Origin of the sequence: Cryobacterium sp. MP_3.1 (assembly GCF_035984795.1) — a bacterium.
Classification (GTDB): domain Bacteria; phylum Actinomycetota; class Actinomycetes; order Actinomycetales; family Microbacteriaceae; genus Cryobacterium; species Cryobacterium zongtaii.
Genome location: NZ_JAXCHV010000001.1, coordinates 235,953 through 249,213, shown reverse-complemented (window position 1 = coordinate 249,213; position 13,261 = coordinate 235,953). Strand labels below are relative to the sequence as shown.

Here is a 13,261-nt window from a genome sequence, read left to right as displayed (position 1 = left end):
GCATGCTTCGTTGGCTCACCGCCGGAGAGTCCCACGGCCCCGAACTCCTCGCCATTGTCGAGGGTTTGCCCGCTGGGATCCCGGTCACACTAGATGCGATCCGTCTCGACCTTGCGCGCCGCAAACTCGGCTACGGCCGGGGTGCCCGCATGAAGTTCGAACAGGACGAACTGAACATCTCCGGTGGCGTCCGCCACGGTCTCACCCTCGGCGGCCCGGTGGCCCTGCGGATCGGGAACACCGAATGGCCCAAGTGGGCCGACGTGATGAGCCCGGAACCCGTTGACCCCGCCCTGCTCGCCCGCGGCCGAGGCGCCCCACTGGTGCGCCCCCGGCCCGGCCACGCCGACCTGGTGGGCATGCAGAAGTACGACTTTGACGAGGCCCGCCCGGTGCTCGAGCGCGCCAGCGCCCGGGAGACCGCCGCCCGCGTGGCCCTCGGCGCCGTCGCCCGTGCCTTCCTCGCCGGCCTCGGTATCGAGTTGGTCAGCCACACCCTGTCCATCGGCCCGGTTCGTGTGCCCGAGGGATCCGCGCTGCCCCGTCCCGGTGATGTCGACACCCTCGACGCCGACCCGCTGCGCTGCTTCGACACGGCCACCAGCGCGCTCATGGTCGCCGAGGTGGATGCCGCGCACAAGGACGGCGACACTCTCGGCGGCATCGTCGAGGTCCTCGCCTACAACCTGCCACCCGGTCTGGGTTCGTTCGTGCACTGGGACCGCCGGCTGGATTCTCAGCTCGCCGCCGCGCTGATGGGCATCCAGGCGATCAAGGGCGTCGAGGTCGGTGACGGCTTCCTCACCACCACCCGCCGCGGTTCGGACGCCCACGATGAACTGGTTCAGGTCGATGACCAGATCCTGCGCGCCAGCGACAAGGCCGGCGGCACCGAGGGCGGCATGAGCACCGGGACCGTGCTGCGCGTACGGGCCGGCATGAAGCCCATCGCGACGATCCCGCGCGCGCTCCGCACCGTCGACATCACCACGAGCGAAGCCGCACCCGCCCACCACCAGCGCTCCGATGTCTGTGCGGTGCCGGCCGCCGGCGTCGTCGCCGAAGCCATGGTGGCCCTGGTCCTGGCCAACTCGGTGCTGGAGAAGTTCGGCGGTGACTCGTTGGGCGAAACCAAGCGCAACCTGGACTCCTACCTCGCCAACATCCCGGCCAACCTGCGCACCGGGGCGTCCAGCGACGCCACGCTCTAGCGTGCTGTTCCTGAGCCCGGAGGCTTCTCGTCCCGCCGACGGCTGGCCGGCCGCACCCGGACCGGCGCGCGCCGGCCGCGACGAGGTGTCGCCGGAGGGCGCGGAGCCGCACCGGGACGCGGATGTGCCGCTGTACCCGTTGGTGTTCATCGGGCCGATGGCGTCGGGCAAGTCCAAGATCGGTCGCCGGGTCGCGCGCACCCTGCGGGTGCCGTTCCTGGACACCGACAAACTCATCGTCACCGAACACGGCCCGATCACCGAGATCTTCGCCACTCACGGCGAGAGCCACTTCCGGGACCTCGAACGCGCGGCCGTCGCCGACGCGCTACGTCAGAAGCGGGCCGTCGTGTCGCTCGGTGGGGGAGCGGTGCTCGACCCGGCCACCCGGGCGGACCTGCGGCGCGCCACGGTGATCTCCCTGAGCACGACCGCTGAGGCTGTGCGCAACCGCACCAGGAACGCCAAACGTCCGCTCCTGGCCGACGGGCCGGACGCCTGGCAGCGCATCTACGACGAGCGCCGCCCGCTGTACGACGCGCTGGCCAGCATCCACTTCGACACGTCGACCAGGCCGGTCGACGCCATCGCCGCCGACATCGTGAAATGGGTAAGAGAACAATCGTGACCGACATGCAGCCCGAAGAGACCGGAACCACCACCATCACCGTCAGCGGTGTCGACAGCTACCCGGTCCTCATCGGGCGGGGCATCGTCGCCGATGTCGCCGAGCAGCTCGGCGACACCGTCAAAAAAGTACTCATCGTGCACACCTCGCACCTCGGGGCCCGCGCCGTGGCGCTGCGGGAGAGCCTGCTGGACCGGTACGAGGTCCTCATCGCGGAGGTCCCCGACGCCGAGCCCGCCAAACGGGTTGAGGTCGCCGCGTTCTGCTGGCAGGTGATGGGTCAGGCCGACTTCACCCGCACCGACGCCGTGATCGGCTTCGGCGGCGGCGCCGTGACCGACCTGGCCGGTTTCGTGGCCGCCACCTGGCTGCGCGGCGTCAAGCTGGTGCAGATTCCCACCAGTGTGCTCGGTATGGTCGATGCCGCCGTCGGCGGTAAAAACGGGATCAACACCGCGGAGGGCAAGAACCTCGTCGGCACCTTCTATGCGCCCGCCGCCGTGGTCTGCGACCTCGACATCCTCGCCGACCTGCCCCGTAACGAGATCCTGGCCGGCTTCGCCGAGATCGTGAAGGCCGGGTTCATCCAGATCCCGGAGATCCTCGACATCGTCGAAGCGGATGTCGCCAGGGTCACCGATCCGACCACGCCAGAGTTCCGCCGGGTGCTCGAGCTCTCCATCGCCATGAAGGCCCGCGTCGTCGGCGCGGATTTCAAGGAGGCGGGCCTCCGCGAAATTCTCAACTACGGGCACACCCTCGGCCACGCCGTCGAGCACGCCGAACGCTACGGCTGGCGCCACGGCGCTGCTGTCGCCGTCGGCATGATGTTCGCCGCCGAACTTGCCAGGCTCAGCGGGCGGCTCTCCGACGAGGCCGTCGACCGGCACCGCCGGATCCTGGAGTCGCTCACCCTGCCGACGACCTACCCGGTAGGCCGCTGGTCCACCCTGCTGGCCACCATGCAGCGGGACAAGAAGACCCGCAGCGGAATGTTGCGCTTCATCGTGCTCGACGACATCGGCAAGCCCACGGTGCTCGAGGGCCCGGATGCGTCGCTGCTGTTCGCGGCGTACCAGGAGATCGGCTCCTAACACCCCTTTTTCGCGGTCTGTGCCTAGAATGAAGCACCCGACCGGCCGCTCTGCGCAGGTCGCCTACGACCAGCGTTGATCGGAGGTGTTGTGAGCAGTCCGTGGACGATAGCTCCGACCGATTCACCTGTGGGGACGTTTTCCCGGCAGGAAAGACTCCATGAGGCCGCCATCGGGGACCGCACCGATCTGCGCTCCGGTGCCGTGCAGGCCGGCGTGCGTCGACTCGTGCGGGAATCCTGGCAACGGTCTCTGTCACTCCGCCTAGACCCGCTGACGGCGCAGGCGGCACCAACTCTCGCCGCCGACGAGCTCAACCGGCTGAGGGCCCGCAATCCGCTGGCCGGGGTGCTGCCGGTGATCAACACCCTGTTGGTGCGGCACGCCGCCGAATTCGGGCTGATCGTGGCGGTGGCCGACGAGACCGGCCGGCTGCTCTGGATCGACGGTGACAGCTCGGTGCGCACCCGTGCCGAGGACATGCACTTCGTCGTCGGCGCCGACTGGTCTGAGGCCCGGGTCGGCACCAGCGCACCGGGCACCGCCCTGGCTCTGAACCACGGCATCCAGATCCAGCGCGCCGAACACTTCAGTCAGCTCGCCCACCCGTTCAGCTGCACCGCCGTGCCCATCCACGACCCGGTCACCGGTGCGGTGCTCGGTGTCATCGATATCACCGGGGGAGACGCCGCCGTTGCCCCACAGACCCTGCCGCTTGTGGAGGCCGCCGTCGCGGCGCTCGAGGCGGAGTTGCGCATCCGGAGCCTCAGCGCCCCACGGCCGGCACCGGCGCGACCTTCGGGCTTCACCGCCCCCGGCATTCTGCTGACCGTTCTGGGTACCGAACACGGCGCCCTGCACGGGGCTCCCAGCGCTGATCGGCACAGCACTGATCGGCACAGCACTGATCGGCACAGCGTCGGCCTCAGTCCCCGGCACGCCGAGATCCTGCTCCTGCTCGCCTGGCACCGGCAGGGCCTGTCCGCCGACAGGCTCGCAAGCCTCCTCAGCGACGAGCAACCGCACGCCGTCGAGAACCTCCGCGCCGAGATGGTGCGGCTGCGCCGGGCGCTGGCGGTCAGCCATCCGCAGCTGCGGATCGGCTCCCGCCCATACCGTCTGGACACCGGCGTCGACACGGATGCGGGCCGGGTCCTGCGCCTCCTCGGCCGCGGTGCCCACCGAATGGCCCTCGCCGCCTATCGCGGCACCGTGCTGCCTGGCTCCGCAGCGCCGGGCGTCGCAGCGATCCGCGCAGAGGTGAGCCAGCGCCTGCGCCAGACGCTGCTCAGCGATGCCTCGGTGGAAGTGCTGCTCGACTACGCCCGCACCGAGGAGGCCGCCTGGGACTCCGAGGTATGGCGGGCCTGCCTTCAGCTGCTGCCCGCCCGGTCACCACAGCGAGCCGCAGTGGTGGCGAGCCTGGCCCGCATCGAAGCCGAGCTCAGCGCGTAGTCGACGAGCCCGGGTTCAATTCAGGACGAAGACGAGCACATATACGAAGGCGAGAGTCCCCACCAGCCACACGCTGACCACCAACGAGATGGAGCGCGGCGCGAGCCGGCCGTGCAGGACGGCCGCGAGTAGAAAGATCGCTGACAGCACGATCTCGAGCGTCCAATAGACCGGGCTGGTGGTGTCTGTGATGGTGTTGAGCGCCCAGATACCCTCGCCCAGCAGAACAGCGCTCAGCGGCGTGACCGCCAGCGCACCCCACAGTGCGCCCCACTGCGGAGGGGCGTACCGCGCGAGGCCGGCGGCAACGCCCAGCAGCGGTCCGCTGACCAGGCCCACGAGGGTCCAGATCGAGGTGAACGGATCGCCGTCATCGAACCCTCGCCACTCGGATACGACGCTGTAGGACTCGACGAGAAGCTGGAAGACCACGATGCCGAGGACTCCCGCCAGCAACGGCCGGGCACGGCCGAGCCAGACGATCAGGAAGGCGAACATCGTCCAGCCGCCGGCGGAGTTGCCCAGCGAATTGACCCCGGGCGGCAGGTACTGCTGGGCGACACTGGTCAGCCCGCCGATCAACACCGCTCCGCCGACCGCCACGACCGTCGCCCGCACCGCCGACGACCGGGTGTCGGCGTGCCACCAGCCGCTGCGCGCGGGCGGCGGCTCGACGATGCGAGAACTTTCCAGGGTTTCCATGTCGTCCACGCTAGGCAAGCCGGTCCGGCCGGGCATCCACCCAGAGACTGACCGGGGAATACCGGAGGATGACCTCGGTCCGGCCGCCGGACCGGGAGGCCACCGCAATGTTTCGCAACCTCGGTGTTCCTAGGCTCTCCCCATGGACCGCGAGAACGCGGACTCCATCGACAGAGCCGTCGAACAAGGAGTGAAATGACCGTTTACGCCGCCCCGGGCACACCGGATGCGAAAGTCACCTTCAAGCCCCGCTACGAGAACTGGATCGGAGGCGAATGGGTGCCGCCGGTGAAGGGCCAATACTTCGAAGACATCTCCCCGGTCAACGGCAAACCGTTCACCGAGGTCGCCCGCAGCACCCACGAAGACATCGACCTGGCCCTCGACGCCGCCCACAAGGCCGCACCGGCCTGGGGCAAGACCACGGCCACACACCGGGCCGCCGTGCTCAACAAGATCGCGGATGTCATCGACGCGAACCGTGAACAGCTCGCGGTCGCCGAGACCTGGGACAACGGCAAGCCCATCCGGGAGCCGCTGAACGCCGACCTGCCACTGGCTGCCGACCACTTCAGGTACTTCGCCTCCGCCATCCGCGCCCAGGACGGCGACCACGCCGAGCTCGACAACGACACCATGTCGTACCAGTTCCACGAACCGCTGGGCGTGGTCGGCCAGATCATCCCGTGGAACTTCCCGATCCTGATGGCGGTGTGGAAGCTGGCACCGGCTCTCGCTGCCGGGAATGCGGTCGTGCTCAAGCCCGCGGAGCAGACCCCCGCATCGATCCTGGTGCTGATCGAACTGATCGGCGACATCCTGCCTCCGGGGGTGCTCAACATCGTCAACGGCTTCGGCATCGAAGCGGGCAAGCCGCTCGCCTCCTCGAACCGTATCCGCAAGATCGCGTTCACCGGCGAGACCACGACGGGACGGCTGATCCTGCAGTACGCCAGCGCCAACATCATCCCGTCCACCGTTGAGCTGGGCGGCAAGAGCGCCAACATCTTCTTTGACGATGTGGCGCAGAAGGACGACAGCTACTACGACAAGGCACAGGAAGGTTTTGTGCTGTTCGCCTTCAACCAGGGCGAGGTGTGCACCTGCCCCAGCCGCGCGCTGTTGCACAAGCCCATCTACGACAGCTTCCTCGGCGGCGCCATCGAGCGCACCAAGCTGGCCAAGCAGGGCAACCCGCTCGACACCGACACCCAGGTGGGCGCCCAGGCCAGCAATGACCAGCTCGAGAAGATCCTCTCCTACATCGATATCGGGAAGAAGGAGGGCGCCAAGCTCCTGCTCGGCGGCGAGCAGGCCGACCTCGGCGGAGACCTCAGCGGCGGCTACTACGTGCAGCCGACCATCTTCGAGGGCCAGAACAAGATGCGCATCTTCCAGGAGGAGATTTTCGGACCCGTCGTGGCGGTGACCAGCTTCGACGACTACGACGACGCCATCTCGATCGCCAACGACACCCTGTACGGCCTCGGGGCCGGGGTGTGGTCGCGGAACGGCACCACGGCCTACCGCGCGGGGCGGGACCTGCACGCCGGGCGCGTGTGGGTGAACAACTACCACAACTACCCGGCTGGAGCCGCTTTCGGCGGCTACAAGAGCTCGGGTATCGGCCGGGAGAACAACAAGCTGGCGCTCGGCCACTACCAGCAGACCAAGAACCTGCTGGTGTCGTACTCCGAAGACGCGTTGGGCTTCTTCTAACCGCGCACAGGAGGTGCCGGCCGGGGCGGTTACCCGAAAACTGCCCCGGCCGGCACCGCCTCCCACAAACGCCCGTAGCGCTCCACCCGCAGTTGGAGAAACCCATGACCGACCTCATCACGCCCGCACCGGATGTGCCCGTCCCGGATGCGCCCGTCGCGCCCGCGGTCGAAGCGTCCATCACCATCCCGGGGGAGACCCGGTCCAGGGTGGCGCTGGCGCAGGCCACCGTCGACCTGTTGCGAAGCCTCTGGGAGGAGCACGGGCCGCTCATGTTCCACCAGTCCGGCGGCTGCTGCGACGGCAGTTCGCCGATGTGCTTTCCGGCGGGGGAGTTCATCACCTCCGACCAAGACGTGCTGCTCGGCCGGCTCGACATCGCGCCGGCGGGAGAGCCCGAACAGGGGATCGACTTCTGGATCTCAGCCGAACAGTTCGAGTACTGGAGTCACACCGCCCTGCTCATCGACACCGTCAAGGGTCGCGGCGGTGGCTTCTCGGCCGAGGCTCCACGCGGCGTGCGCTTCATCATCCGCTCGGAGTTGATGGATTCATTCACCGAGTAGGGATAATCGGGCGACCTCCGGGTTCCGAGGGTCAGATGAAGGTGCGCAGTGCCCGCTGGTAACCGTCACTGTCCTCTCTGGTCGTGTTGGTCAGGAGAAGGCCGGTCCGGCCGACTGTTCGCGTGAACTCGCCCCGGCAGGGGATGCTGACGATCTTCGTCAGGCCCGCCTGCCAGGCGCGGATGAGCCCGGGGAGGCTGCGCCGCTCGGGGCTGTCCTCAAGTCTGGCCGGAAATGCCACCAGCTGGGTGTGTGCGGCCGCGTCCGACCACGTTCGGTACGACGCGCTGTTGAATGCCGTATCGCCAAAAAGGGCGCGCCAGTTCGGGCCGACGATGCGGTGGAGAAGGTCGGCCCGCTCGGTCGATCCGACGACGGTGCGCTGAATCTCCTCGAACAGCCCCGGGTCCCTTTCCTCACCCGCATGCGCTGCGGCGGCGTCCCAGACGCGTGGCCAGGCCTCCGCCCAGGCCGCGTGAGTTTCGGCATCGACCGCGGAATCGCGAACCACCAGGGGCGTTTCCGACAGCAGCGGCGGGAGATCATCCCCACCAGGCTGAAGCTGGTGCGCCTCTCTGACCCAGAGCAGATCCAGGAGTGAACCAGGTTGATCGTCCACGGTGATGACCATGTCGTGCGGCCACGGCTCGCCCGGTATCGGTTCGCTTGATCGCATGCGTGCCCTCGAATCCTGGAGGTGGTTGACGGTTCAGTTCGGGTTGTGCTGCATGACCGACAGCGACCCGTGACCGGGCGCGATGACACACTTGGCGGCGTACAGCGGCACTCCGCTGTGGTCGGCAGTCTGGGTGAGGATGAGGACCGCCGCTGACGGATCGATGTTCAGCAGCTTCGCCCGCGTGGGGCCGGCGTCGGTGGCGACGATCTGGCACACACCGTTGGTGAAGACGTGGCCGTTGGCCTGCATGGAGGCGAGAAGGGTTCGTGGTTGAGCGGCGAGTTCCACGAGTTCGGAGGCGATCCGCGCGCTCACATCACTGAGGTAGCGCCCAGCGGGGAGGTGTTCCTGAACCGTTGCAACGGGCCGGCCATCGTGCAGCAAGACGCTCTCGCGGATCCAGGCGTTCGCAGCCGGGTCGAGCGCGAGCCGGTGGGACACGAAGTCGGTAGCCCCTTCGAGCTCGAAGCGCACCGGCTGCACGGTAATTGTCATGTTCGGGTCGGCGAGGGCGATCTCGAACGGCCGTAGCTGCTCGAGTCCGCCGTGCGGGATGGACTCGGTGACGAACCGCCCGACACCGCGCCGGGTGACCAGCAACCCGTCTTCCTCGAGGAGCATCAGCGCCTCGCGCACCGGAGTGCGGCTCACCCCGAGCGTTGCCGAGAGTTCGATTTCCCGTGGCAGCATCTCGCCGAGCCTGAACACGCCAGAGCGGATGCCTTCAGCCAGCCGCGTGTAGACCGCAACTCGAATGGGCTGGCCGACGGCGAGCTGGAGCTGCTGCTGCAGGAACGTGTGGGATTCCAGACTGGTCGTCACGAGACCTCCTTGTGTGCCCGACGCTATCACGTTCGACATGTGCCCGCAGAGGTATAACCTCATACTGCAAGTGCAATCCGAGCGTTGTAGTCCACGCGCCGCAGTTCAGGCAATGCCTCAGTTCAGGCAATTCCTCAGTTCAGACAATGCCGCAGTTCAGACAATGGAGTCCCCATGAGTACACCCACCACGACCAGCACGCCCCACATCGATCCGAAGGGGGTGGATATTGCCGAGACGATCCTGCTTCCCGGCGACCCGCTGCGAGCCAAGTTCATCGCCGAGACCTACTTGGACGACATCCGTTGTTTCAACGAGGTTCGCAACATGCTGGGTTTCACCGGCACCTACCGCGGACGCCCCGTGTCCGTCATGGGCACGGGAATGGGCATTCCCTCAATCTCGCTCTACAGCTACGAGCTGATCCACCACTTCGGCGTCAAGAACCTGATCCGGGTGGGTAGCTGCGGCGCCATGCAGGAAGGCATGGAGCTCTACGACGTGGTCATCGCGCAGGGCGCCTCGACCGACTCCAACTACCTGCACCAGTTCAACCTGCCCGGTCAGTGGGCACCACTGTCGTCGTACCGGCTGCTGGAGCAGGCCAAGCGGGCCGCCGACGAGCGCGGCCAACGCACCCACGTTGGCAACGTTCTCTCATCCGACGTGTTCTACGGCGCGGACCCCGACGCCATGGGCAAGTGGATGAAGATGGGCATTCTGGCCGTTGAGATGGAGTCGGCGGGTCTGTTCGCCAACGCCGCGGCCGCGGGCGTCGATGCATTGGGCATCTTCACCGTCAGCGACCACATCCTCACTCACGCCAAGACCACCCCGGAGGAACGGCAGACCGCCTTCACCTCCATGATCGAGATCGCACTGGAACTCGCCTGATGAGCACCGCAACCCGCCCCTCCGTTCTCACCCAGGCCGTCAAGCCGAGCCGGGCCATCCCCATCCTGCTGATCCTCTTCGTGTTCTCGCTGGTGCTGGACAACGGCTTCAAATTCCTGTCGCCGGCGTTGGCGGATAGTCTCAACCTTCCGGTCACCACCGTCAGCCTGCAGGCCACTCTGGCCGGCATCCTGATCGGTATCGGCGCCGTGGTCTACGCCGCGCTTGCCGACTCGATCAGCATCCGCAAACTCATCATCTTCGCGATCACCTTGATGACCGTCGGGTCGCTCGTCGGCTTCGTCTTCCAGGGCAACTTCTCGATGATCCTGGTCGGCCGGCTGCTTCAGAGCGCCGGCCTGGCGGCCGCCGAGACGCTCTACGTGATCTACGTGACCAAGCACTTCAGGGGCGACGAGCAGAAGAAGTACCTGGGCTTCAGTACCGCGGCCTTCCAGCTGTCGCTGCTGATCGGCACCGTCGGAAGCGGCTTCATCGCCACCTACATCGGCTGGGCTGCCTTCTTCCTGGTCGCACTGCTTTCACTGCTGGCCATCCCGGTGGTTCTGCGCACGGTGCCCCAGGAGGCGACGGGCGGCGGCCATGTGGACGTATTCGGCCTGTTCCTGATCGCGGTCTTCGCCACCGGCCTGATCATGTTCATGCAGAACTTCAACCCGTGGTACCTGTTGCCGGTTGCTGCCGGGCTGGCTCTCTTCATCTGGCACATCCGCACCCACGACAACGCCGTGATTACCAGCGCGTTCTTCGCCAACGCTCAGTACTCGTTCATGATCATCGTGGTGTTCATCACCTACTCCGTACAGCTGGGCTACACGTTCCTGTTCTCGTTCCTGATCTCCGACGTGTACGGCTATAACCTCGGCGAGGTCGCCCTGCTGCTGATCCCCGGCTACGTCGCCGCTGTGATCGTGGGCACGCTGACCGGCAAGATCGCCACGTACCTCTCCTCCAAGCAAGCCATCACCATCGCGCTGGTCGCGATCGTCATCTCGCTGCTGATCCCGGCCCTGCTGGTGGATAAGGGAGTCTGGATCTTCGTGATCTCGATGAGCCTGTTCCCGATGGCCTTCGCGCTGATGTACGGCCCGCTCGTGTCGACCGCCATTGAGCGGGTGCCGGTCGCAAACTCCGGTATCGCCATCGGCTTCTACAACCTCACCATCAACATTGCCGTTCCGGTCGGCATCGCCTACACCGCAACGCTGATGAAGCTGCAGCCCAACCTGTTGGGCGGCATCACCGACGGCGCCCAGGCCTCCTCCTACGGATCGGTGTTGTTGATCCTCACGGGAGTCGCTGCCCTCGGCCTCGTGCTGTACCGCGTCTTCATCGTCATCATCGAGCGCCAGGGCACCGAGGTGGCCGCGGCGCGGAAGGCTGTGGCGGACTAGGACATCGGGTGCCCCAGGCAACGGGGAAAAGTTGCCTGACCTGTGGGAGTCTTGGCAAATGGGGGATTCTGGATCGGCTGGGTGTCAGGTCGCACCGTGGCCGGGGGCGTGCGTGTGAGCGTGCGGGGCTCGGCCGGATCGATGATGACCGCCACGCTGGTGTCGCGAGCGCTGGGTTTCGTCAAGGCGATCTTCCTGGTGGCTGCCATCGGCGGAACCAGCGCCGGCGTCGGCGGGCAGACGTTTGAGATCGCCAACTCGGCACCCACCTATCTGTTCGCCCTGATCGCCGGGGGAGTGCTCGGCGCCGTGCTCGTTCCGCAGATCGTCCGGAACCTGAACGCCGGCTCGGTCGGGCAGGACAATACCGACCGGCTCCTGACCACGGTTCTGGTCGGTGGGGCCGTGGCCACGGTCGTCCTTACCCTGTGCGCCCCGGGCATCGTTTGGCTCTACGCAACGACCTGGTCGCCGGAATGGCGAGGTCTGGCAACGTCGATGGCGTACTGGTGCCTGCCTCAGATCTTCTTCCTTATCGCCTTCGCCGTTCTGTCGCAGGTCCTCAACGCGCGGGGAGTATTCGGTGCCCCGGCCTGGGCGCCCGCGATCTCGAACCTGGTGGGGATCGGAGGGATCCTGGTGTTCCTCCTCGTTCTGCCGTCCGGGTTGGGGGACGTCGGCACGTGGAGTCCATCGATGATCGCGGTCCTCAGCGGTTCTGCCACCCTCGCCATCGCCGTCCAAAGTCTTCTTCTCGCGGTCCCCCTTCGCGCCATGGGGTTTCGGCTGCGCCTGCGCTGGGGTGTCAGCGGTCTGGGGCAGATGTCGGCCGTGGCCGGCTGGACGCTCCTGGGCGTGGTTGCCGGCCAGGTCACCTACCTGGTCACCGCCAACGTCGCCAACGACGCCGGCGAGACGCTGCATCGACTCGGCATCGATGGGCCGAGCCTGAACTCGCTGTCACTCGCATACCTCCTGATGCTGCTGCCGCATGGAATCGTCACGGTGTCCCTGACCACAGCCCTGTACACCCGGATGAGCGGGTATGCCGCACGCCAGGACTTCACGGCGACCGAATCACTCTCGACCCTGGCCACGAAGCCTGTCGCCTATGTCTCGATCGCCGCGAGTGCCGTGTTCGCCGCGCTGGGACCGCTCATCACCACGGTGCTGTTCGGCAACCCGGGCATCGGACAGGTGCTGCAGGTCCTCTCGATCGGGCTCGTCGGCTTCAGCCAGGCCTACGTGATCAACCGAACCTCGTTCGCTCTCCAGGACGCCCGCGGCCCGTTCCTCACTCAGCTCGTCATCGCGGTGCTCTCCGCGGCGGGGGCCGCCGCATCCGCGCTGTTGCTGCCGCCGACTCTCACCGTGATCGGTATCGCGGCGGGTGTCACTCTCGCCAACTTTGCCGGCTGGTTCACCGCATATCGGGCGCTACAACGAACTTTTCGGCGTCTCGGCCACGTACCCGTTCGGGGACACCGCGCGTCTCTCGGCTACGTCCGGCTGCTCGGCGCGGGGCTCGCGAGTTTCACGGTCGGGTGGATGGCGGTGGTATTCATCGGGACTCCGTCTGATTTCGGTGGCAAGGCGCTCCTCCTGGGCGCCGCCGGAGCAGCATCTCTGGGGGTGTTCATCGTGGTCAGCCACGTATTCGGGGATCGAACCGTGAGCGAACTGGGTCGCCCGACCGGGCGGATGGGTCGATGACGACCCCCGGTGAATCCGTGACGGTCCGCGCCTACGCCCCTGAAGACGCGCCGAGCACTCTCGCGGTCTTTCTGGACGCCGTGACAACAACGGCGTCCCAGCACTACTCACCCGAACAGATTGCGGCATGGTCCGCGGCCGAGGAGCGCGATGTCGAAGAATGGAACCTGGCCAGGGCCGGGCGAGGAACGGTGGTTGCGGTCGTCGAAGGAGACGTGGCCGGGTTCTCGGACGTCAACGCTGACGGATACATCGACATGATGTTCGTGTCGCCTCGGTTCGGCCGACGAGGCGTCGCGACAGCTGTCGTAGCCCTCGGCCCGTAGCCGGCGCACCCTGCCGGCAGGGGAAGCCGGATGGTCT

General features: G+C 66.9%; 13 protein-coding genes. 10 read left to right on the top strand and 3 right to left on the bottom strand.

What is annotated here, in order from left to right; all coding sequences use genetic code 11:
• Positions 1 to 2: 2 nt before the first annotated feature.
• The 4 genes from aroC to RCH12_RS01135 all read left to right on the top strand — a co-directional run bounded on the left by aroC (position 3) and on the right by RCH12_RS01135 (position 4,388).
• Positions 3 to 1,211 carry a chorismate synthase gene (gene aroC, locus RCH12_RS01150; protein ID WP_088456302.1) on the top strand — a complete coding sequence of 403 codons (1,209 nt, stop codon included), beginning with the start codon at positions 3 to 5 and terminating at the stop codon, positions 1,209 to 1,211.
• A 1-nt stretch (position 1,212) separates the two neighbouring features.
• Positions 1,213 to 1,839: a shikimate kinase gene (locus RCH12_RS01145; RefSeq protein WP_327015797.1), complete on the top strand. Its 627-nt coding sequence runs from the start codon at positions 1,213 to 1,215 to the stop codon at positions 1,837 to 1,839.
• A 5-nt stretch (positions 1,840 to 1,844) separates the two neighbouring features.
• Positions 1,845 to 2,933 carry a 3-dehydroquinate synthase gene (gene aroB / locus RCH12_RS01140; RefSeq protein WP_103432137.1) on the top strand — a complete coding sequence of 363 codons (1,089 nt, stop codon included), beginning with the start codon at positions 1,845 to 1,847 and terminating at the stop codon, positions 2,931 to 2,933.
• A 129-nt stretch (positions 2,934 to 3,062) separates the two neighbouring features.
• The gene (locus RCH12_RS01135) at positions 3,063 to 4,388 is read left to right on the top strand and encodes a transcriptional regulator (protein ID WP_327015796.1); all 1,326 of its coding nucleotides are present in this window, start codon (positions 3,063 to 3,065) and stop codon (positions 4,386 to 4,388) included.
• 15 nt (positions 4,389 to 4,403) lie between these two features.
• Here RCH12_RS01135 and RCH12_RS01130 read toward each other — a convergent pair whose 3' ends face one another.
• The gene (locus tag RCH12_RS01130) at positions 4,404 to 5,090 is read right to left on the bottom strand and encodes a DUF6518 family protein (protein WP_103431905.1); all 687 of its coding nucleotides are present in this window, start codon (positions 5,088 to 5,090) and stop codon (positions 4,404 to 4,406) included.
• A 195-nt stretch (positions 5,091 to 5,285) separates the two neighbouring features.
• Here RCH12_RS01130 and exaC point away from each other — a divergent pair, with 195 nt between their 5' ends.
• The gene (gene exaC, locus RCH12_RS01125; RefSeq protein WP_327015795.1) at positions 5,286 to 6,809 is read left to right on the top strand and encodes an acetaldehyde dehydrogenase ExaC; all 1,524 of its coding nucleotides are present in this window, start codon (positions 5,286 to 5,288) and stop codon (positions 6,807 to 6,809) included.
• A gap of 104 nt (positions 6,810 to 6,913) precedes the next feature.
• Positions 6,914 to 7,375, top strand: coding sequence for a DUF779 domain-containing protein (locus RCH12_RS01120; RefSeq protein WP_327015794.1), 462 nt, complete (start codon positions 6,914 to 6,916; stop codon positions 7,373 to 7,375).
• Between the two features lie 31 nt (positions 7,376 to 7,406).
• Here the strand turns inward: RCH12_RS01120 and RCH12_RS01115 are convergent, their stop codons facing one another.
• Positions 7,407 to 8,006 (bottom strand): hypothetical protein, encoded by a 600-nt coding sequence (locus RCH12_RS01115; RefSeq protein WP_327015793.1) that lies wholly within the window; start codon positions 8,004 to 8,006, stop codon positions 7,407 to 7,409.
• Positions 8,007 to 8,084: 78 nt separating this feature from the next.
• The gene (locus RCH12_RS01110) at positions 8,085 to 8,876 is read right to left on the bottom strand and encodes a GntR family transcriptional regulator (RefSeq protein ID WP_194088219.1); all 792 of its coding nucleotides are present in this window, start codon (positions 8,874 to 8,876) and stop codon (positions 8,085 to 8,087) included.
• A gap of 174 nt (positions 8,877 to 9,050) precedes the next feature.
• On the opposite strand from RCH12_RS01110, the gene deoD reads away from it, so the two are divergent.
• The 4 genes from deoD to RCH12_RS01090 all read left to right on the top strand — a co-directional run bounded on the left by deoD (position 9,051) and on the right by RCH12_RS01090 (position 13,224).
• On the top strand, positions 9,051 to 9,770 hold the full coding sequence (deoD, locus tag RCH12_RS01105; protein WP_103431901.1) for a purine-nucleoside phosphorylase: 720 nt from the start codon (positions 9,051 to 9,053) through the stop codon (positions 9,768 to 9,770).
• Positions 9,770 to 11,185, top strand: a complete 1,416-nt coding sequence (locus RCH12_RS01100) for an MFS transporter (RefSeq protein ID WP_327015792.1) — start codon at positions 9,770 to 9,772, stop codon at positions 11,183 to 11,185. Before deoD ends, RCH12_RS01100 begins: the two co-directional genes overlap by 1 nt.
• Positions 11,186 to 11,266: 81 nt before the next feature.
• Complete coding sequence (gene murJ / locus RCH12_RS01095) at positions 11,267 to 12,898, top strand: murein biosynthesis integral membrane protein MurJ (protein WP_327015791.1); 1,632 nt, start codon at positions 11,267 to 11,269, stop codon at positions 12,896 to 12,898.
• A complete protein-coding gene (locus RCH12_RS01090; RefSeq protein WP_327015790.1) occupies positions 12,895 to 13,224 on the top strand; it encodes a GNAT family N-acetyltransferase in 330 nt (109 codons plus the stop codon). The genes murJ and RCH12_RS01090 overlap by 4 nt, the downstream gene beginning before the upstream one ends.
• Positions 13,225 to 13,261: the final 37 nt, after the last annotated feature.

What these genes read in the sequence shown, in the direction of transcription:
- aroC (WP_088456302.1), top strand. Translation starts at nt 3, where the DNA reads ATGCTTCGTTGGCTCACCGCCGGAGAGTCCCACGGCCCCGAACTCCTC.
- aroB (WP_103432137.1), top strand. Translation starts at nt 1,845, where the DNA reads ATGCAGCCCGAAGAGACCGGAACCACCACCATCACCGTCAGCGGTGTC.
- RCH12_RS01130 (WP_103431905.1), bottom strand. Translation starts at nt 5,090, where the DNA reads ATGGAAACCCTGGAAAGTTCTCGCATCGTCGAGCCGCCGCCCGCGCGC.
- exaC (WP_327015795.1), top strand. Translation starts at nt 5,286, where the DNA reads ATGACCGTTTACGCCGCCCCGGGCACACCGGATGCGAAAGTCACCTTC.
- RCH12_RS01120 (WP_327015794.1), top strand. Translation starts at nt 6,914, where the DNA reads ATGACCGACCTCATCACGCCCGCACCGGATGTGCCCGTCCCGGATGCG.
- RCH12_RS01115 (WP_327015793.1), bottom strand. Translation starts at nt 8,006, where the DNA reads ATGGTCATCACCGTGGACGATCAACCTGGTTCACTCCTGGATCTGCTC.
- deoD (WP_103431901.1), top strand. Translation starts at nt 9,051, where the DNA reads ATGAGTACACCCACCACGACCAGCACGCCCCACATCGATCCGAAGGGG.
- RCH12_RS01100 (WP_327015792.1), top strand. Translation starts at nt 9,770, where the DNA reads ATGAGCACCGCAACCCGCCCCTCCGTTCTCACCCAGGCCGTCAAGCCG.
- RCH12_RS01090 (WP_327015790.1), top strand. Translation starts at nt 12,895, where the DNA reads ATGACGACCCCCGGTGAATCCGTGACGGTCCGCGCCTACGCCCCTGAA.